The organism is Thalassotalea atypica (assembly GCF_030295975.1).
GTDB classification, from domain to species: domain Bacteria; phylum Pseudomonadota; class Gammaproteobacteria; order Enterobacterales; family Alteromonadaceae; genus Thalassotalea_F; species Thalassotalea_F atypica.
Genome location: NZ_AP027364.1, coordinates 486,238 through 504,685, shown reverse-complemented (window position 1 = coordinate 504,685; position 18,448 = coordinate 486,238). Strand labels below are relative to the sequence as shown.

Annotated in this window: 11 protein-coding genes, 2 tRNA genes and 3 rRNA genes; 2 read left to right on the top strand and 14 right to left on the bottom strand. The window is 42.0% G+C overall.

The window, feature by feature from the left end:
* Positions 1-12 precede the first annotated feature (12 nt).
* The 8 genes from QUE03_RS02355 to QUE03_RS02320 all read right to left on the bottom strand — a co-directional run bounded on the left by QUE03_RS02355 (position 13) and on the right by QUE03_RS02320 (position 9,501).
* Positions 13-2,172: a GumC family protein gene (locus tag QUE03_RS02355; protein ID WP_286264716.1), complete on the bottom strand. Its 2,160-nt coding sequence runs from the start codon at positions 2,170-2,172 to the stop codon at positions 13-15.
* Positions 2,169-2,648 carry a polysaccharide biosynthesis/export family protein gene (locus QUE03_RS02350; RefSeq protein WP_286264714.1) on the bottom strand — a complete coding sequence of 160 codons (480 nt, stop codon included), beginning with the start codon at positions 2,646-2,648 and terminating at the stop codon, positions 2,169-2,171. The genes QUE03_RS02355 and QUE03_RS02350 overlap by 4 nt, the downstream gene beginning before the upstream one ends.
* Before the next feature lie 49 nt (positions 2,649-2,697).
* Positions 2,698-3,912 (bottom strand): outer membrane beta-barrel protein, encoded by a 1,215-nt coding sequence (locus tag QUE03_RS02345; RefSeq protein ID WP_286264712.1) that lies wholly within the window; start codon positions 3,910-3,912, stop codon positions 2,698-2,700.
* 212 nt (positions 3,913-4,124) lie between these two features.
* Positions 4,125-4,239: ribosomal RNA gene (gene rrf, locus QUE03_RS02340) — 5S ribosomal RNA — on the bottom strand.
* A 162-nt stretch (positions 4,240-4,401) separates the two neighbouring features.
* A 23S ribosomal RNA gene (locus QUE03_RS02335) occupies positions 4,402-7,282 on the bottom strand.
* A gap of 389 nt (positions 7,283-7,671) precedes the next feature.
* Positions 7,672-7,748: transfer RNA gene (locus tag QUE03_RS02330), tRNA-Ile, on the bottom strand.
* Between the two features lie 29 nt (positions 7,749-7,777).
* Positions 7,778-7,853: transfer RNA gene (locus tag QUE03_RS02325), tRNA-Ala, on the bottom strand.
* Positions 7,854-7,958: 105 nt separating this feature from the next.
* A 16S ribosomal RNA gene (locus QUE03_RS02320) occupies positions 7,959-9,501 on the bottom strand.
* Together the 16S, 23S and 5S rRNA genes with 2 tRNA genes alongside form the textbook arrangement of a ribosomal RNA operon.
* Positions 9,502-10,283: 782 nt before the next feature.
* Between QUE03_RS02320 and QUE03_RS02315 the strand changes: the two genes are divergently transcribed.
* Positions 10,284-10,736 (top strand): RNA recognition motif domain-containing protein, encoded by a 453-nt coding sequence (locus tag QUE03_RS02315; protein WP_286264710.1) that lies wholly within the window; start codon positions 10,284-10,286, stop codon positions 10,734-10,736.
* A gap of 63 nt (positions 10,737-10,799) precedes the next feature.
* Here QUE03_RS02315 and purD read toward each other — a convergent pair whose 3' ends face one another.
* The 6 genes from purD to prmA form a co-directional block, all read right to left on the bottom strand.
* On the bottom strand, positions 10,800-12,086 hold the full coding sequence (gene purD / locus QUE03_RS02310) for a phosphoribosylamine--glycine ligase (RefSeq protein ID WP_286264708.1): 1,287 nt from the start codon (positions 12,084-12,086) through the stop codon (positions 10,800-10,802).
* Between the two features lie 56 nt (positions 12,087-12,142).
* Positions 12,143-12,970, bottom strand: coding sequence for a class I SAM-dependent methyltransferase (locus QUE03_RS02305; protein ID WP_286264706.1), 828 nt, complete (start codon positions 12,968-12,970; stop codon positions 12,143-12,145).
* 261 nt (positions 12,971-13,231) lie between these two features.
* Positions 13,232-14,833 (bottom strand): bifunctional phosphoribosylaminoimidazolecarboxamide formyltransferase/IMP cyclohydrolase, encoded by a 1,602-nt coding sequence (gene purH / locus QUE03_RS02300; RefSeq protein WP_286264704.1) that lies wholly within the window; start codon positions 14,831-14,833, stop codon positions 13,232-13,234.
* A 197-nt stretch (positions 14,834-15,030) separates the two neighbouring features.
* Positions 15,031-15,324 (bottom strand): DNA-binding transcriptional regulator Fis, encoded by a 294-nt coding sequence (gene fis, locus QUE03_RS02295; RefSeq protein WP_286264702.1) that lies wholly within the window; start codon positions 15,322-15,324, stop codon positions 15,031-15,033.
* A gap of 13 nt (positions 15,325-15,337) precedes the next feature.
* Positions 15,338-16,306 carry a tRNA dihydrouridine synthase DusB gene (gene dusB / locus QUE03_RS02290; protein ID WP_286264700.1) on the bottom strand — a complete coding sequence of 323 codons (969 nt, stop codon included), beginning with the start codon at positions 16,304-16,306 and terminating at the stop codon, positions 15,338-15,340.
* 181 nt (positions 16,307-16,487) lie between these two features.
* Positions 16,488-17,429, bottom strand: a complete 942-nt coding sequence (gene prmA / locus QUE03_RS02285; protein ID WP_286264698.1) for a 50S ribosomal protein L11 methyltransferase — start codon at positions 17,427-17,429, stop codon at positions 16,488-16,490.
* A 230-nt stretch (positions 17,430-17,659) separates the two neighbouring features.
* Between prmA and QUE03_RS02280 the strand changes: the two genes are divergently transcribed.
* Positions 17,660-18,445 carry a substrate-binding periplasmic protein gene (locus QUE03_RS02280; RefSeq protein WP_286264697.1) on the top strand — a complete coding sequence of 262 codons (786 nt, stop codon included), beginning with the start codon at positions 17,660-17,662 and terminating at the stop codon, positions 18,443-18,445.
* Positions 18,446-18,448: the final 3 nt, after the last annotated feature.

Here is an 18,448-nt window from a genome sequence, read left to right as displayed (position 1 = left end):
AAAACGGCAACGCTAACCTTGCTTCCTCACGGGCAATTTAATGATATTAGCCATGTCATTGTAATATTTACTGTGATATTTGCTGGTATCAATATTTTGGCTTTGATTAATAACAATACCATCGATTGGCGCACGAACTTGCTTAAGCATACGAATACCTGAGGTGATATGTTCTCGACGTGTTTTATTGCCATGAACAACATAAAGCACACTTTCGACAAGCCGAGAAATGATAACGGCATCACTTACTGCGTTAACAGGGGGAGTTTCGATAATAATACGATCATAAAAATTACCAAAGACTTTAATAAGCATCTCAAAACGCTTCATTGACAAAAACGCAAGTGGATTAGCTGGTGAGATCCCAGAGGTTAAAATGTCTAACTTTGCACTCTTATCACGCACAATACATTCGTTAATTTGGTGCGTTTTAGCGAGCAAGTTTGATAGACCCGGTCGGTGTTGGGCCAAGTCCAAATTTTTAGCTAATGTGGGGTGGCGTAAATCAGCCTCAATCAGTAATACTTTTTCCATTTCACTAAAAGAGCGCGCTAAATGAAGTGCAACAGTAGACTTCCCTTCGTTAGGGACAGAAGATGTAATGGCTATTACTTTGGGCGGTTTTTTTTCATTGTTAAACAACAATGAGGTTCGTAAAGTTCGGACCGCCTCGGTAAACCTATTATCGACGATATACTTGTCATCATCTTGTTGCGCTTTGTACTTAATTTTAGGTAATACAGCTAATATCTTGGCCTCATTAAAGCTTTCCAATTTTCTGCGGGAGTTTAATGTATCAACAAGCAGCTCTCGCATGATGACATATATTGATGTAACAATCGTCGACAGGATAAAGCATACTATGACCAGTAATGTTTTTCGTGGCGCATATGGACTATTAGGCTCTATTGCTTTGTCGATAAAGCGAACATAAAAATTAGCGTTATAATTTCCCATAGCGTCAGCTTCTTTCAAGCGAACTAAGTAATTGTTGTAGAGTTCTTTATTTGTTTCAACTTCACGTTCTAACTGTGAAAATTTATTCTCTAATTTGCTCAATCGTAAATAATCAGCTTTGGCTTTAACAAGTCTCGCTTTTGTCGCCTTTAATTTAGCAACTGCAGTAAAATAATCCTTCTCTACAGATAAAACCTGATTTTGCACTTGTTGAACAATGTTTTCTTTTATCGCCTCTAACTCTGCTTGCACCGAAATACGTTTAGGATGCTTTGGACCATAGCGCTTGGACAACTCAGATATCTTTCGTTCAATTTGATCTTTGGTGTTTGTCAGCTGTAAATAGGAACGATGGGCATTCACTTCGCTTAGATCAGTTAGCTTTCGAAAATCTCTTTTGTTTTGCTGTATATATTCAAAAGTTACGTTTAAATCATCGAGCTGTTTTTCTGCTTGTAATAACGAAGAGGTTAAAGCTGTAATTTCAGAGCCTATTAGCCCCCGAACACCTTGGATATCAACTAATCCTTCATCTTCTTTAAATCGTTGGAGAGAAAGCTCTGAGACTTCAAGTTTCTTACCCAACTCTTTTAGTTGATCGACTAACCATTGTGACGTTGATTCTTTAGAGGCACTGTGGATTTCATCTTGATACGCAACATAAGTCTTTCCAACCTGATTGGCAACACGCATCGATAATTTAGGATCATAGGAAGAAAAAGTTATTCGAACTAATTCAGTATTGAGTACAGGTGATATCGTCAGACGCCCCTGTACACCAGAAACAACATTTGCAATTGAGGGGGAAGATAATGACGTCTTATCTGCAAGAAATGGAAGTCTATTATTGTACTTTCCAGCAACAAACTCCTTATTATCTTGTAATTCAAGCTCGGTTACTACTCGCTCAGCAAATTGTCGAGACCTAAGTAATTCATATTGAGTTTGGATTTGTTCCTCAGTAGCACTCGACTCTGAAAAGGCATCATTTATTGACAAAGTGTTAGATGAGATATTGCTGCCTATATGTAGGATAGCACTTGCTTTGTATACTGGTTTTAACAAGGTGACGTAAAACGCCACTATTGAAGTAACCAATAGCGTACAAAAAATTATCTTCCAACGACGCACCCAAAGAGGCCGCAATAGCTCTTTCAGAGAGACATCTTCGTCAGTAAAATTATAATCCAATCTATTATTATCTAGCTCGCTCAAAAGAAACTTTGCTCTATTTTTATTATATCGTCAGGTAATACTACGGTAGAAATATCTGCTTCTATCGTAAATGTTTTTCCATTTTCTGACCTAGTAATTTTCCAGTTCGACTTAGACGCCCTGTTTGCAAGTCCTCCTGCCAATGCTATCGCCTTATCTAGCCTCAAGTCTTCTTGGTAGGGATATCCACCAGGTTTTACAACTTCCCCATGAATAAAGAACGGTCGGTAATCAATAACGGAAACTGAGACTTGTGGATCAACTAAGTAATCCCCCAGCAAACCATTTCTAACCTGCAACTCAACCGCTTCAGTTGTCATTCCAATAATTGCAATATCTTTAATGAAGGGAAAAGAAACGATTCCCGTTCTATCAATTTTAGCTTCAACTGTTAAATCAGGTTCGTTATAGACAGTGATTTTAATTTTATCACCAGACCCCAATAAATAATCCCCAGCAAGTACTGGTGAATTCATAATCAGTATCACTATTACAACTAACATCCTCATTTCAACAAACTACTCTCTAAAATTGTCCGTTGATACCAATTTCAAAACTGTTCTTATCATATTCATTGATACCTATATCACTACTAACAGTAATAAATTCATAGCCAATGCGCATCTTAACACGTTCACTAACTTGATATTGTAACTGCGGCGCAAATAACAAAAAGTCTTCATCTACTGTATTAGTAGTAAACTGTATTTCTTCAGCCCTATAGGCAACTTGAAGACGCATATTTAAATGAGAACTAATGAAATACGAACTCGTTAACGTGTAATCATCCACCACTCTATAGTTTCTTTCAATTTCATTAGATTGCTCACTCGAGCGACCTGATCTCAGTTGCATTGAGAAATAATCAAGAGGCCTCCAATCATAGGACATACGCCATTTAAATATATCATCATCATCAAACACACTTTCATCAAAAGACAAGGTTTCATAGCCAAGCATCAATGTAAGTTGGCTGAGTTCTGACGCTTCCCACTTTATACCAGCTAATATCGCAATTTCTTCTCTGTTCTGCTCTTTTGAATAATCGTACTCAATGTCTTCTAACTCGACTAGAAAACTAAAGTAGGTCTTTTCTGACATTAGATAATCTACACCTACATGCGCAAATTTCGCCTCGTTATCCAACGTTCTCGTAACTTGCCTACGAGTTTTGTATTCTCGTTCTTTGATTCCCACTAAAAGCGAGACTTTAGAAACTGAGTCTAATCGTCCATAGTTATAACCTAGATTTAATAGTTTATCGTCAAACTCATTGCCGGAGTCTAATGCCAGTGCTTGGCCTTTACTCGTACCTGTTCCCCTGTATTCATAATTATTACTAAACACTATGCTAGAAAACAACGTTTGCATATCTGCAAGCTTATAAAAATACTTTGCTCTTACATTGACATTCGAGTGTTCATCATCCTTAAAGTCGTCGAAAAATATTGTATCGACATCCGCTCCAATTTGTAGAAGATGGTTATCATTGTGAGTTTGTAGAAAAGAATCGGCAGAAATTTTGGCGAAAGTCGTACTTTGTTTACCATGACTTTGATTTAAAAAATTATCAATATATCCATATTGAGCACCAATGCCTGCTTCAAAATAATTACCTTCATTAAAATCAAAAACAAAGTTATTTTCACTACGTTCAATAGTTGCTGCCAAAACGGACGGAGACAAAGAAGAAATAGATAAAGAAAAAGTTAAGGCTAGATAATTACTACTACTGCGCATAAATATGATCAATTATTATAATTTTCGACATTATGCTGAATTTTTCAGCAAAATTAAATAACAAAATTTTGTATAGAGTAAATCATTGAGATTAGTAGCGTTCTACTTGAATTATTTTTATATGTGAGTAAGCCATTTATTCAAACGCCAGACGTAAAAACGCCAGACGTAAAAAAGCCCGACTCTTTCGAATCGGGCTTTTCATAATAGAAGCTTGACAATGTCCTACTCTCACATGGGAACTCCCACACTACCATCGGCGCTATTGCATTTCACTTCTGAGTTCGGCATGGGATCAGGTGGTTCTACAACGCTATTGTCGTCAAGCAAAAAAACTACAATCTTGAAAGCTGATGACGTGCACGAATGCACTAATATCGCAATGACATGGATGTCAGTGAGCGATGTAAATACTTATCTAAATCTAATCAGTAACACGAGTACGTGACTTTTATTCATGTCAGACACACAAAACCACTTGGGTGTTGTATGGTTAAGCCTCACGGGCAATTAGTATCAGTTAGCTCAAGGCCTCACAACCCTTACACACCTGACCTATCAACGTTGTAGTCTCCAACGACCCTTTAGGGGACTTAAAGTCCCAGTGAGAACTCATCTCAAAGCCTGCTTCCCGCTTAGATGCTTTCAGCGGTTATCAGTTCCGAACGTAGCTACCGGGCAATGCCATTGGCATGACAACCCGAACACCAGAGGTTCGTCCACTCCGGTCCTCTCGTACTAGGAGCAGCCCTCTTCAATTCTCAAACGCCCACGGCAGATAGGGACCGAACTGTCTCACGACGTTCTAAACCCAGCTCGCGTACCACTTTAAATGGCGAACAGCCATACCCTTGGGACCGACTTCAGCCCCAGGATGTGATGAGCCGACATCGAGGTGCCAAACACCGCCGTCGATATGAACTCTTGGGCGGTATCAGCCTGTTATCCCCGGAGTACCTTTTATCCGTTGAGCGATGGCCCTTCCATACAGAACCACCGGATCACTATGACCTGCTTTCGCACCTGCTCGACGTGTCTGTCTCGCAGTTAAGCTGGCTTATGCCATTGCACTAACCGTACGATGTCCGACCGTACTTAGCCAACCTTCGTGCTCCTCCGTTACTCTTTAGGAGGAGACCGCCCCAGTCAAACTACCCACCAGACAGTGTCCCCAAGCCCGATTAGGGCCCTAGGTTAGAACATCACGCATACAAGGGTGGTATTTCAAGATTGGCTCCACCACATCTAGCGACGCGGTTTCAAAGCCTCCCACCTATCCTACACATGTAGGAGCAATGTTCACTGTCAAGCTATAGTAAAGGTTCACGGGGTCTTTCCGTCTAGCCGCGGGTATACGGCATCTTAACCGCAAATTCAATTTCACTGAGTCTCGGGTGGAGACAGTGTGGCCATGATTACGCCATTCGTGCAGGTCGGAACTTACCCGACAAGGAATTTCGCTACCTTAGGACCGTTATAGTTACGGCCGCCGTTTACCGGGGCTTCGATCATGAGCTTCGCAGAGCTAACCCAATCAATTAACCTTCCGGCACCGGGCAGGCGTCACACCGTATACGTCATCTTTCGATTTTGCACAGTGCTGTGTTTTTAATAAACAGTTCCAGCCACCTGGTTACTTCGACTCTCCTGTGCTTACTCCGCAAGGGATTCACACTAGAGAGCGTACCTTCTCCCGAAGTTACGGTACTATTTTGCCTAGTTCCTTCACCCGAGTTCTCTCAAGCGCCTTAGTATTCTCTACCTAACCACCTGTGTCGGTTTGGGGTACGGTTCCTATATATCTGAAGCTTAGAAGCTTTTCCTGGAAGCATGGCATCAATGACTTCAAACCCTTGGGTTCTCGTCTCGTATCTCAGCCTTAAGAAGACCCGGATTTACCTAAGTCTTCAGCCTACATACTTTCACACGGACTACCAACGCCGTGCTCACCTAGCCTACTCCGTCCCTCCTTCGCAATATATAGAAGTACAGAAATATTAATCTGTTTCCCATCGACTACGCGTTTCCGCCTCGCCTTAGGGGCCGACTTACCCTGCCCTGATTAACATGGGACAGGAAACCTTGGTCTTTCGGCGGGGGAGTTTTTCACTCCCCTTATCGTTACTCATGTCAGCATTCGCACTTCTGATACCTCCAGCAAACCTCTCAGTTCACCTTCAACGGCTTACAGAACGCTCCCCTACCACTTAACTTAAAAGTTAAATCCGCAGCTTCGGTGCATAGTTTAGCCCCGTTACATCTTCCGCGCAGACCGACTCGACTAGTGAGCTATTACGCTTTCTTTAAAGGATGGCTGCTTCTAAGCCAACCTCCTAGCTGTCTGGGCCTTTCCACATCGTTTCCCACTTAACTATGACTTTGGGACCTTAGCTGGCGGTCTGGGTTGTTTCCCTCTTCACGACGGACGTTAGCACCCGCCGTGTGTCTCCCGGATATCACTCATCGGTATTCGGAGTTTGCAAAGGGTTGGTAAGTCGGGATGACCCCCTAGCCTTAACAGTGCTCTACCCCCGATGGTGTTCGTCCGAGGCTCTACCTAAATAGATTTCGGGGAGAACCAGCTATCTCCCGGCTTGATTAGCCTTTCACTCCGACCCACAAGTCATCACCGCATTTTTCAACATACGTGTGTTCGGTCCTCCAGTTGATGTTACTCAACCTTCAACCTGCCCATGGGTAGATCGCCGGGTTTCGGGTCTATTCCTTGCAACTAAACGCGCAGTTAACACTCGCTTTCGCTACGGCTCCCCTAATCGGTTAACCTTGCTACAAAAAATAAGTCGCTGACCCATTATACAAAAGGTACGCAGTCACCCGAAGGCTTCCACTGCTTGTACGTATGCGGTTTCAGGTTCTATTTCACTCCCCTCACAGGGGTTCTTTTCGCCTTTCCCTCACGGTACTGGTTCACTATCGGTCAGTTAGGAGTATTTAGCCTTGGAGGATGGTCCCCCCATATTCAGTCAACATTTCACGTGTGCCGACCTACTCGATTTCATGGTAAGTTTGTTTTCGTGTACGGGGCTATCACCCTGTATCGCTAAGCTTTCCAGCTTATTCCACTAACTTACAAACCACTTAAGGGCTAATTCCCGTTCGCTCGCCGCTACTAAGGAAATCTCGGTTGATTTCTTTTCCTCGGGGTACTTAGATGTTTCAGTTCTCCCGGTTCGCCTCACTTAGCTATGTATTCACTAAGTGATAGTGTCTTATGACACTGGGTTTCCCCATTCAGAAATCTGAGTCTATAACGGTTTTTATCACCTCAACTCAGCTTATCGCAGATTAACACGTCTTTCATCGCCTCTAACTGCCAAGGCATCCACCACATACGCTTAGTCACTTAACCATACAACCCTAAGTAGTCTTAGAATGTTCGGAGACTAATCCGAACTAATCGTACAGCCTGACATTTTCACGTACTCTCACATCTTTCGATGTAGATGAGTTACTTGATTTAGATTTTTTATTAACATTCTCCGAGGAGGAGAAGTTAATCAGCTTGTTCGATAAACGATAAGGTTATCTCACTCGCTGTTGGTATCTATATGTTGATGTATTGAAACGCGCGACACGTTCAACACCATATAAACACCGGGTATTTATATCAGCTTTCCAGATTGTTAAAGAGCTTCAAACTAGCGCGCATTCGGCTAATTCGTGGTTTAAAAAACCAAATTTAAATCATCTTAAAAAAGATAGCTTAAATTTGGTCATTTAATTCTTTGTGAAGAAGATTGGTAGGTCTGGGCAGACTTGAACTGCCGACCTCACCCTTATCAGGGGTGCGCTCTAACCAGCTGAGCTACAGACCTGCATAAGTACCTAAGTACTACACAATAAGTGGTGGAGCTAAGCAGGATCGAACTGCTGACCTCCTGCGTGCAAGGCAGGCGCTCTCCCAGCTGAGCTATAGCCCCTTATTATGCTAGGGTTTTACTTTTCTTCTTCTAATTTGTTATCAGTGCAATTTGTGTGAACACTCATGAAACCCGAAGGCTTCCATCAGGCGTTTTACTTCAAGATAAGGAGGTGATCCAACCCCAGGTTCCCCTAGGGTTACCTTGTTACGACTTCACCCCAGTCATGAATCACAAAGTGGTAACCGTCCTCCCGAAGGTTAGACTAGCTACTTCTTTTGCAACCCACTCCCATGGTGTGACGGGCGGTGTGTACAAGGCCCGGGAACGTATTCACCGTAGCATTCTGATCTACGATTACTAGCGATTCCGACTTCACGGAGTCGAGTTGCAGACTCCGATCCGGACTACGACGTACTTTATGGGATTCGCTCCACCTCGCGGTCTTGCTGCCCTTTGTATACGCCATTGTAGCACGTGTGTAGCCCATCCCGTAAGGGCCATGATGACTTGACGTCGTCCCCACCTTCCTCCGGTTTATCACCGGCAGTCTCCTTAAAGTTCCCGACATAACTCGCTGGCAAATAAGGATAGGGGTTGCGCTCGTTGCGGGACTTAACCCAACATTTCACAACACGAGCTGACGACAGCCATGCAGCACCTGTCTCAGAGTTCCCGAAGGCACTAAACTATCTCTAGTAAATTCTCTGGATGTCAAGGGATGGTAAGGTTCTTCGCGTTGCATCGAATTAAACCACATGCTCCACCGCTTGTGCGGGCCCCCGTCAATTCATTTGAGTTTTAACCTTGCGGCCGTACTCCCCAGGCGGTCAACTTAGCGCGTTAGCTACGCTACCCACAGATCAAGTCTACAGACAGCTAGTTGACATCGTTTACGGCGTGGACTACCAGGGTATCTAATCCTGTTCGCTCCCCACGCTTTCGTACCTCAGCGTCAGTATTTGTCCAGGTGGCCGCCTTCGCCACTGATGTTCCTTCCAATCTCTACGCATTTCACCGCTACACTGGAAATTCCACCACCCTCTACAATACTCTAGTTTGCCAGTTCAAAATGCAGTTCCAAGGTTGAGCCCTGGGCTTTCACATCTTGCTTAACAAACCGCCTACGCACGCTTTACGCCCAGTAATTCCGATTAACGCTCGCACCCTCCGTATTACCGCGGCTGCTGGCACGGAGTTAGCCGGTGCTTCTTCTGTCGCTAACGTCACAGTACTAGTTTATTAAACTAGCACCTTTCCTCACGACTGAAAGTGCTTTACAACCCGAAGGCCTTCTTCACACACGCGGCATGGCTGCATCAGGCTTTCGCCCATTGTGCAATATTCCCCACTGCTGCCTCCCGTAGGAGTCTGGGCCGTGTCTCAGTCCCAGTGTGGCTGATCATCCTCTCAAACCAGCTAGAGATCGTCGCCTTGGTAAGCCTTTACCTTACCAACTAGCTAATCTCACTTGGGCTAATCAAATGGCGAGAGGTCCGAAGATCCCCCCCTTTGGTCCGTAGACATTATGCGGTATTAGCAGTCGTTTCCAACTGTTGTCCCCCACCATAAGGCATATTCCCAAGCATTACTCACCCGTCCGCCGCTCGACGCCAAAGTAGCAAGCTACTTTTCGTTTCCGCTCGACTTGCATGTGTTAAGCCTGCCGCCAGCGTTCAATCTGAGCCATGATCAAACTCTTCAATTAAAATCGTTTGTGCATCATAAGATGCGGCTCAATGAATTCTGTACATTTAAAACATATGTTCTTATAACCCGAAGGTCATAAGTAGTTTTGCGTGAACTTCATCATTAAGCTGTTTTTTTGTCCCGAAGGACTATGTAAAATCAACACTAATGTGAGTGCTCACACAAATTGCATGATAACTAATTGTTAAAGAACACTACTTGATTAAGTAGCCAGTGTAAGTCGCATTCGCTTATCACTGTTTGCTTGGAGCTGGCTAGTAGCCTGTCCCGAAGCGAGATGCGCATTCTACGCAACTCAGTTTTGATGTCAACAACTTTTTGAAAAATAATTTAACTTGTTTTTCTAAGTTATCTTCGAGCTTAAGCAAACTATTGTTTAACTAAACTGTTCAAAACAACCTCTTGGGCTTGTCCCGAAGAAGTGGAGCGCATTTTAGGGATTTTTAGGAAAGGATCAAGCTTTATTTTAAATTAATTTACTGTTCGGTCAATAATTGAACGAAGCCTTTATTTTTGGCATTTATTCGCACGATCTTTAGCGATCTTTTAAACAAAAATTAAGTATTATCATAAACGAGTGATCGTCGAACTTATTGATAGCGATAAACATAGAAAGAATGCGTTTAGCTTCAATTGGCAGAGATATTCTTTAATTTTGCTATTAACTTGCTCTATTTGAATTAATTGGACAAATCTTGAACTTAATGTTGCACATTCATGAAAGCTGGGTAACATAGAATTGTCATTTTATGATTTACAATAATAATCAGGTATAACAATATGAAGTCTTCTCAAATCTTTACAGCCATTGTTGCTGCCGCTATTTTGGCAGTTATTGGCTTTTTCTTAGCTAACATGTTCGACGCGAATCAACAAACCGTCGCAGTTAGTATCTTTATTGGAGCATTGGTGTCTCCTTTCCTAAGCCAATTATTCAATTCAAATAGCAGTGAACAGTCAAGCGATATAAAAACACTTTATGTAGGTAACTTACCCTATCGTGCAAATGAGGCTGCTGTAAGAAACCTGTTTTCTGAACACGGAACTGTTCATTCTGTACGTTTAATGAAAGATAAACACACAGGTAAGCGACGAGGTTTTGGGTTTGTCGAAATGGCGTCGGCTGACTTTGAAAATGCAATTTCTGCGTTAAATGATTCAGAGTTTCAGCAGCGTACATTGAAAGTTCGTGAAGCCAAAGAAAGACCTGAACGTACTGACGACTCAGAATAGTTTCCGTCTAAATAAAAAGCGGAATCAACATTGTTGATTCCGCTTTTTTAATGCCTATGATCGCTAATTTTGCTCTCGTGATATTGCTCGATAAGCAATATCAGTTCTAAACTCTACTTTATCCCATGAGATCTGGTGTAATAATTCATAAGCTGCTTGCTGTGCTTGGGTTACGTTATCACCTAGCGCAGTAGCACAAAGTACTCGACCGCCCGAGGTGACAACTTGTCCATCCTTTAATGCTGTGCCAGCATGAAAAGTTTTACGATCTTCAAGGGTATTAGTGTTCAACCCGAAAATGACATCGCCTTTTTCGTAACTTCCTGGGTAACCACCTGCAGCTAGAACAACACCTACTGCAGCTCTTGAATCAAACTCAATCGTTGATTGATCTAATGATTCATTACATGCAGCTAAACAAAGCTCAACAAGATCCGATTTTAATCGCATCATAATTGGCTGCGTCTCTGGGTCACCAAAACGGCAATTGTATTCAATTACTTTAGGTGTACCGTCCGCTGCTATCATCAAACCTGCGTACAAGAAACCAGTATATGGCGCCTCTTCTTTGGCCATTCCTTCTACAGTAGGAATAATAACTTCGTTCATTACACGTTCATGAATTTCAGAAGTCACCACCGGCGCTGGAGAATATGCACCCATGCCACCTGTATTAGGGCCTTTATCTTCATTGTAAGCACGCTTATGATCTTGGCTTGTTGCGAAAGGCAATATATTTTTGCCATCTACCATGACAATAAAGCTTGCTTCTTCGCCTTCCAAAAACTCTTCAATTACAACGCGGTGACCTGCATCACCGAACGCATTACCGGCCAACATATCTTTGATGGCGTCTTCAGCTTCTTGAAGTGTCAGTGCGACAATGACACCTTTACCTGCCGCTAGGCCGTCGGCTTTTACGACTATTGGCGCACCTTGCTGACGAACATAAGCCAGTGCTGGTTCTATTTCAGTGAAGTTCTGATAAGCACCTGTTGGAATATTATGACGAGCGAGGAAGTCCTTAGTGAAAGATTTTGAGCCTTCAAGTTGCGCAGCTTTTGCACTAGGCCCAAAAATAGCAAGACCTTCAGCCTGAAAAGCGTCTACAACACCATCGACAAGAGGTTGTTCTGGGCCGACAATAGTCAGCCCAATGTTTTCTTGCTTAGCAAAATCAATAAGTGCTGGAATATCAGAAACACTGATAGCAATATTTTCCAACTTCTCTTCTGTAGCTGTGCCGGCATTACCTGGCGCTACGAATACTTTAGATACATTGTTTGATTGCGCCGCTTTCCATGCAAGTGCATGTTCACGACCACCACTACCAATAACCAATACGTTCATTTATTTGATTTTCCTAATGTATAAAACTTAAAAAGGAAAAGCGAAAAGCTCTTCCGTTATTTTTTCGGTTTAACAAACTTTAAAGTCATACGATCACTTTCACCGATCGCTAAATATTTTTCTTTGTCTTTTTCACCATTAGCAAGCGCTGGTGGTAACGTCCAGACCTTATATTGTGCAAGATCTTTAGGGTTTGCATTAATTTCACTTTTAGCCGCTAATTTAAAACCAGCAGCTTTAGCTTGCGCAATTGTTTTACTTTGAGAAACGTAACCACGAGATTTTTCTGGGTCACTACCTTCTGGTAAACGATGCTCTACTACACCTAATACTCCGCCAGCTTTTAGTGCTTTGTATGCGTCTTTAAATACCTGTTCAACGCCGGCATCTTTCCAGTTATGTAAATTACGGAAAGTTAGTACTAGATCGGCAGTGCCCGCTGGGGCTAATGTACTTTCTTTACGCGGAACAAAATCAGTTAATTCGACTTCACTAAATACAGCGTTACTGGCTAATTTTTTCTCAAGATTCTTACGAGATTTGCTGAAGTAATTATCTTCTCCAGTATCAGGGTACTGAGCGCCGTATAACTTTCCTTTTCCTTTTAAAGCTGGAGCCAGAATTTCAGTATACCAACCACCACCAGGTGTGATTTCAACCACGGTCATAGCCGAATGAAAACCAAAGAACTCCAACGTTTCTTTGGGGTGGCGATACATATCACGGGCTTTATTCTTATCGCTACGATGATCGCCGGCAATGGCTGCTGACAACTGGTTCATTTTCGTTGCGTGCTCTTTATCACCATGAGCATATGCGGTTTGAGCACCTGCTAATGTCAATGTTAAAAGTGATGCTGCTGTGAGTGTTTTTATTATTTTCATTTTAATCTTCCATAACCAAGTTAAATGTTTTAGAGCTGGATATGTTATAGCAGAATTAATAAAAAGAGTCAGTTCACTCAATAGAAAACTGTATCTAATTATGACAACTTGCTTTTCATGCCTATAGAAGTGAGCCTTGAGAGTTTACTTCTTATGGAACCCAACATCCTTAACAAACAAAGAGAGCATTAAAAAACGAAATGTTTTTAAAAGCGCTCTCTTTGTTGCTATTACCGAGCCATTTTACTTGGCAATAAAAGCTTAGTGACGGAAGTGGCGCATACCTGTGAACACCATAGCAATACCGTGCTCGTCTGCCGCAGCAATAACTTCGTCATCGCGCATGGACCCACCAGGTTGAATTACCGCAGTAATACCCGCTTCGGCGGCTGCATCTAAACCATCACGGAACGGGAAGAATGCATCAGAAGCCATAACAGAGCCTTTCACTTCCAAGTTTTCATCGGCCGCCTTTATGCCCGCCACTTTAGCGGAGTAAACACGGCTCATTTGGCCAGCTCCAACGCCGATGGTCATGCTATTCTTAACGTAAACAATAGCATTTGATTTCACGTATTTAGCGACTTTCCAACAGAATTGTAAATCACGCATTTCTTCTGTCGTTGGTTGACGTTTAGTGACAACTTTCAAGTCACTTTCTGCAACGCGACCTTGATCACGATCTTGAATCAACAAACCACCGTTAACACGTTTATAGTCAACACCTGTAGTCTTAGTATCCCATTGTCCACACTCTAATAAGCGAACATTTGGCTTAGCCGCGACAATTTGTGCCGCCGCGTCCGAAATACTTGGCGCGATAATCACTTCTACAAACTGACGCGAAACGATCGCTTCAGCGGTGTCCGCATCTAACTCACGGTTAAAGGCAATGATACCGCCAAATGCTGAAGTAGGATCTGTCGTAAACGCACTTTCATAAGCCGCTAAAATATTGTCGCCAATAGCAACACCACAAGGGTTTGCATGCTTCACAATAACGCAGGCTGGCTCATCAAATTCTTTTACACATTCTAAAGCCGCATCGGTATCAGCTATATTGTTATATGATAGTGCTTTACCTTGAAGTTGAGATGCAGTAGAAACTGATGCTTCTTCAGGATTTGCTTCGACATAAAAAGCAGCGGCTTGGTGAGAGTTTTCACCATAACGTAAATCTTGCTTCTTAACGAACTGGCTATTGAATGTACGTGGGAATTGTTTCTTTTCTTCAAAGTTCGGCGTGCTTTCTTCGCTACCATGGGCAGGTAACATTTGGCCAAAGTAATTGGCAATCATACCGTCATAACTTGCTGTATGTTCATATGCAGCAATCGCTAAATCAAAACGTGTACTGTAGGTTAATGAATCATCGTTGGCATCCATTTCCGCTAATACACGTTTATAGTCATGAGCATTAACAATAATAGTAACATCTTTGTGGTTTTTTGCCGCAGCACGCACCATGGTTGGGCCGCCAATATCGATATTTTCGATGGCATCTTCCAATGAACAATCTTGGTTTGCCACGGTATTAGCAAATGGGTACAAGTTAACAACAACCATATCGATAGCATCGATGTTGTTTTCAGCCATCACTGCTTCGTCCATACCACGACGCGCTAAAATACCACCATGCACTTTAGGGTGAAGGGTTTTTACGCGACCGTCCATTATTTCAGGGTGGCCTGTGTAGTTCGACACTTCAGTGACGTTAATACCATTATCTGCCAATAATTTTGCAGTACCGCCAGTTGAAAGAAGTTCAACACCTTTTTGCGCTAATACGCGAGCGAATTCTACAATACCAGTTTTATCAGAAACACTTAAAAGTGCACGTTTGATTGGGCGTGGGGTATCCATTGCTGTTTGCTTACCTTTGAATTAAATTTAGTTGGTCTGGCCTTTGACATCTATCCTTGGCAGTGAGTCTTTTACTCATTATCGCTCCAGCGCGATAATTGGAGCTAAAAAGTTGACTAATTGGATAACTTTTTTAGTTCCTAAAAACAAAAAAGCACCCTAAGGTGCTTTTCATTGCAGGCTGAGCCTGCGGGGTATTAATTCATACCGTATTTTTTAAGCTTCTTACGAAGTGTACCACGGTTGATACCTAATAAGTTCGCTGCACGTGTTTGGTTACCGCGAGTATACTGCATTACTTCTTCAAGCATTGGCGCTTCAATTTCTGACAGTACAAGGTCATACATATCATCAACGTCATTACCATTTAGTTGTGACAAATAGTTTTTGATCGCTATTTTAGCTTGTGTACGCAAAGGTGATGCCTTTGATTGCGCTTGAATATCGTTAACATTGGTAATGAACGGAGAAGAAATATTTTGTTCAAACATAAAGTTCAGACTCTTATTTAGTTAAATTATCAAAATACATATTTAATGCCTCAAGCTGCTCGCTAGTCGATTCGAGTGCATTAAATATTGATCGAAACGTTTTCTGTTGGTCATGACGCTGCATGTACCAAGAAACATGCTTACGGGCGATTCTCACCCCCATAAAGTCACCATAAAATTGGTGCAATTCTTTTACATGCTCAAGTAAAATTGAGCGAACCTCGTCCAATGAGGGAGCCGATAAGTGTTTACCAGTTTCTAGAAAATGATTTATTTCTCTAAAAATCCAAGGCTTACCTTGTGCAGCCCGACCAATCATGATCGCATCTGCATTAGTATAAGCTAACACTTGCTCAGCTTTTTCAGCAGAGTCAATATCTCCATTTGCCACTACTGGAATAGAAACCGCTTTTTTAATCGCTTTAATGGTGTCGTACTCTGCGTTGCCTTTATAAAAGTCATTACGCGTACGGCCATGAACTGCTAGTGATTGAATACCATTGAGTTCTGCAATTTTTGCAATTTCGATACCATTTCGAGTGTTTTCACACCAGCCGGTTCTAATTTTAAGCGTAACTGGAACGTTGACAGCATTGACCACCGATTTAACGATTTGCTCAACCTGTGCCGGTTCTTTTAGTAACGCAGAGCCCGCTAGCTTTTTGTTCACTTTTTTGGCCGGACACCCCATATTGATATCAATAATTTGAGCGCCACTTTCTACATTAACCTGAGCTGCAAATGCCATTTCGTCAGGATCAGAGCCGGCGATTTGTACTGAGCGAATTCCTGCTTCAGCACTATGTACCATTCTGAGCTTTGACTTTTCCGTTTTCCATACTTTCGGATTGGCTGACAACATTTCAGACACTGCTAATCCAGCACCTAATTGACAACAAAGTTGTCTAAAAGGCTTATCAGTAATACCGGCCATTGGCGCAAGTATTACATTACTTTTTAGCTGATATGTACCTATCTTCACTGTTGCTTTTTTGAGCTCTTAGTCAAAAGGGCGCTAAGTTTACGTGTTTTTAATAGGATTGAAAAGGATATATTTTGAACAAAATTTGATTTTTTTCGTGTTTTTAATATTGACTTTTTGCAATTAGCTGATGAGAGCATAAATCGTACAAATATTGACAAAATATGCTCTAAATTTGATGTTAAGCCTTGCGACGCGTCCCTGAAAGTCTAACCCACTCATCTTGAACTTTAACCGCATCCATGTCGCACCATTTACTATAAATAGTTTGTAGTTGTGCAGCTTGTCCTTCTAGCACGCCAGATAAGGCAAGCAAGCCTTTTTCGGCGACGAACTCAATAATCGTCGGCGCCAGTTCCTTTAACGGACCTGCTAAGATATTGGCCACCACAATATCTGCTTTTAAGGTGGGCTGATCTTGAGGCAAATACAATTCTAAGCGGTCTTCTACTTTGTTTCGCTTTGCATTTTCTAGGCTTGCTTGCAGTGCTTGTGGATCAATGTCTATACCAATCACCTTTTCAGCACCGAGTTTTAATGCTGCTAACGATAATATTCCTGAGCCACAACCAAAATCGACGACAGTTTTTCCTGTTAGATCTAACCCGTCCAACCAAGTTAAACATAGTGCAGTTGTTGGATGGGTACCGGTGCCAAAGGCTAAACCAGGATCTAACATAACATTTACTGCCTCAGGCTCCGGCACTTCACGCCAACTAGGACAAATCCATAACCGCTGACCAAATTTCATCGGATGGAAGTTGTCCATCCACTCGCGTTCCCAATCTTTATCTTCAAGTTGTTCCACTTTAAATTGCATTTCAGCTTTATCAGGATGAATTGTCTTTAAATAACGAACAACTTTTTCCATGTCTTGATTGGCATCGTACAACCCCATTACAATGGTGTTTTCCCAATACACAACCTCGTCACCGGGTAAGGGTTCATAGATAGGTGTATCTTTGGCATCGCCGAACGGGTTGGTATCACTATTATGTATTGTGTCGTTATAGTCTTTCAAATCGAGAAGCGTTACAGCGACCGAGCCACTAGCCACTAACCAATCACTGAACTTTTCAGCATTTTCTTCATTCGCTAATAACCTGAGTTGAATATATGGCATTGAGTCTTTCTTAATATGAGCAGGAGATAAATATTATCCATATTATAAGACGATAGTGACGCAATGTTGATCTATTTAAGCGCTCATAAGCCATATTTTCATCCCACGCTCAAAAGATAAAGCTAGTCGAAAATAGGGACGAGTTTTCTATTTAGACGTATAGTTAATTATATTGTGAGCAAATAACGATTTACTTAACTAGTCAACATAATGAATATTTAGAGGTAAATATGTATCGGTTTAATTGTTCGGTATACCCATACATAAAAGGATTTTTATATGTAGTATTGTTTTATCCTATAGCCAGTAGTGCTTTGGCTCCCTCCCCACTTAATATAACCATAGTGACGGAGTCACTACCACCCCTACAATTTGAAGACGACAATGGCGAAGCTAAAGGTGCCATGGTTGAACTGGTAGAAGCCATCATCGACGATGCCGGTATACAGGGAGAGATTAAAGTGCTTCCTTGGGCTAGAGCTTTTCAGATAGCCAAAACATACCCAAACACACTGATTTTTTCGATCATGAAAACCCCAAAGCGCCAACCCCAATTCAACTGGATTGGCACCATTTATCATGCCAATGTCTACCTTATTAAGTTAAAGCGACTACAGCACTTACAATTAAATACAATTAAAGATGCCCTGAAATATAAAGTGGGCGTGATACGACTAGACATATCACAGGAATACCTACTTGGTCATGGCTTTAGACTAGACGAGAACCTACTGACAAGCGTAGGCTATCAAGGGCTATGGCAGCTACTATACAAAAACAATATAGATTTCTTATTGGCAAATAAATTTATGTGGCAACTAGAAGCTTCAGATCCAAGCTTGAATAACCAACCAATTGAGATTGCACTGGAGCTCAAAGACTTTGCCACTAACTACTATTTGGCCACAAGTAAAAATACTTCACCAGAAATCACCAAAAAGTTGACCGAATCGCTGGAAAAAATAAAAAAAAGCGGACAATATCAATCCATCTTAGCTAAATGGCAACTTGATTAACTT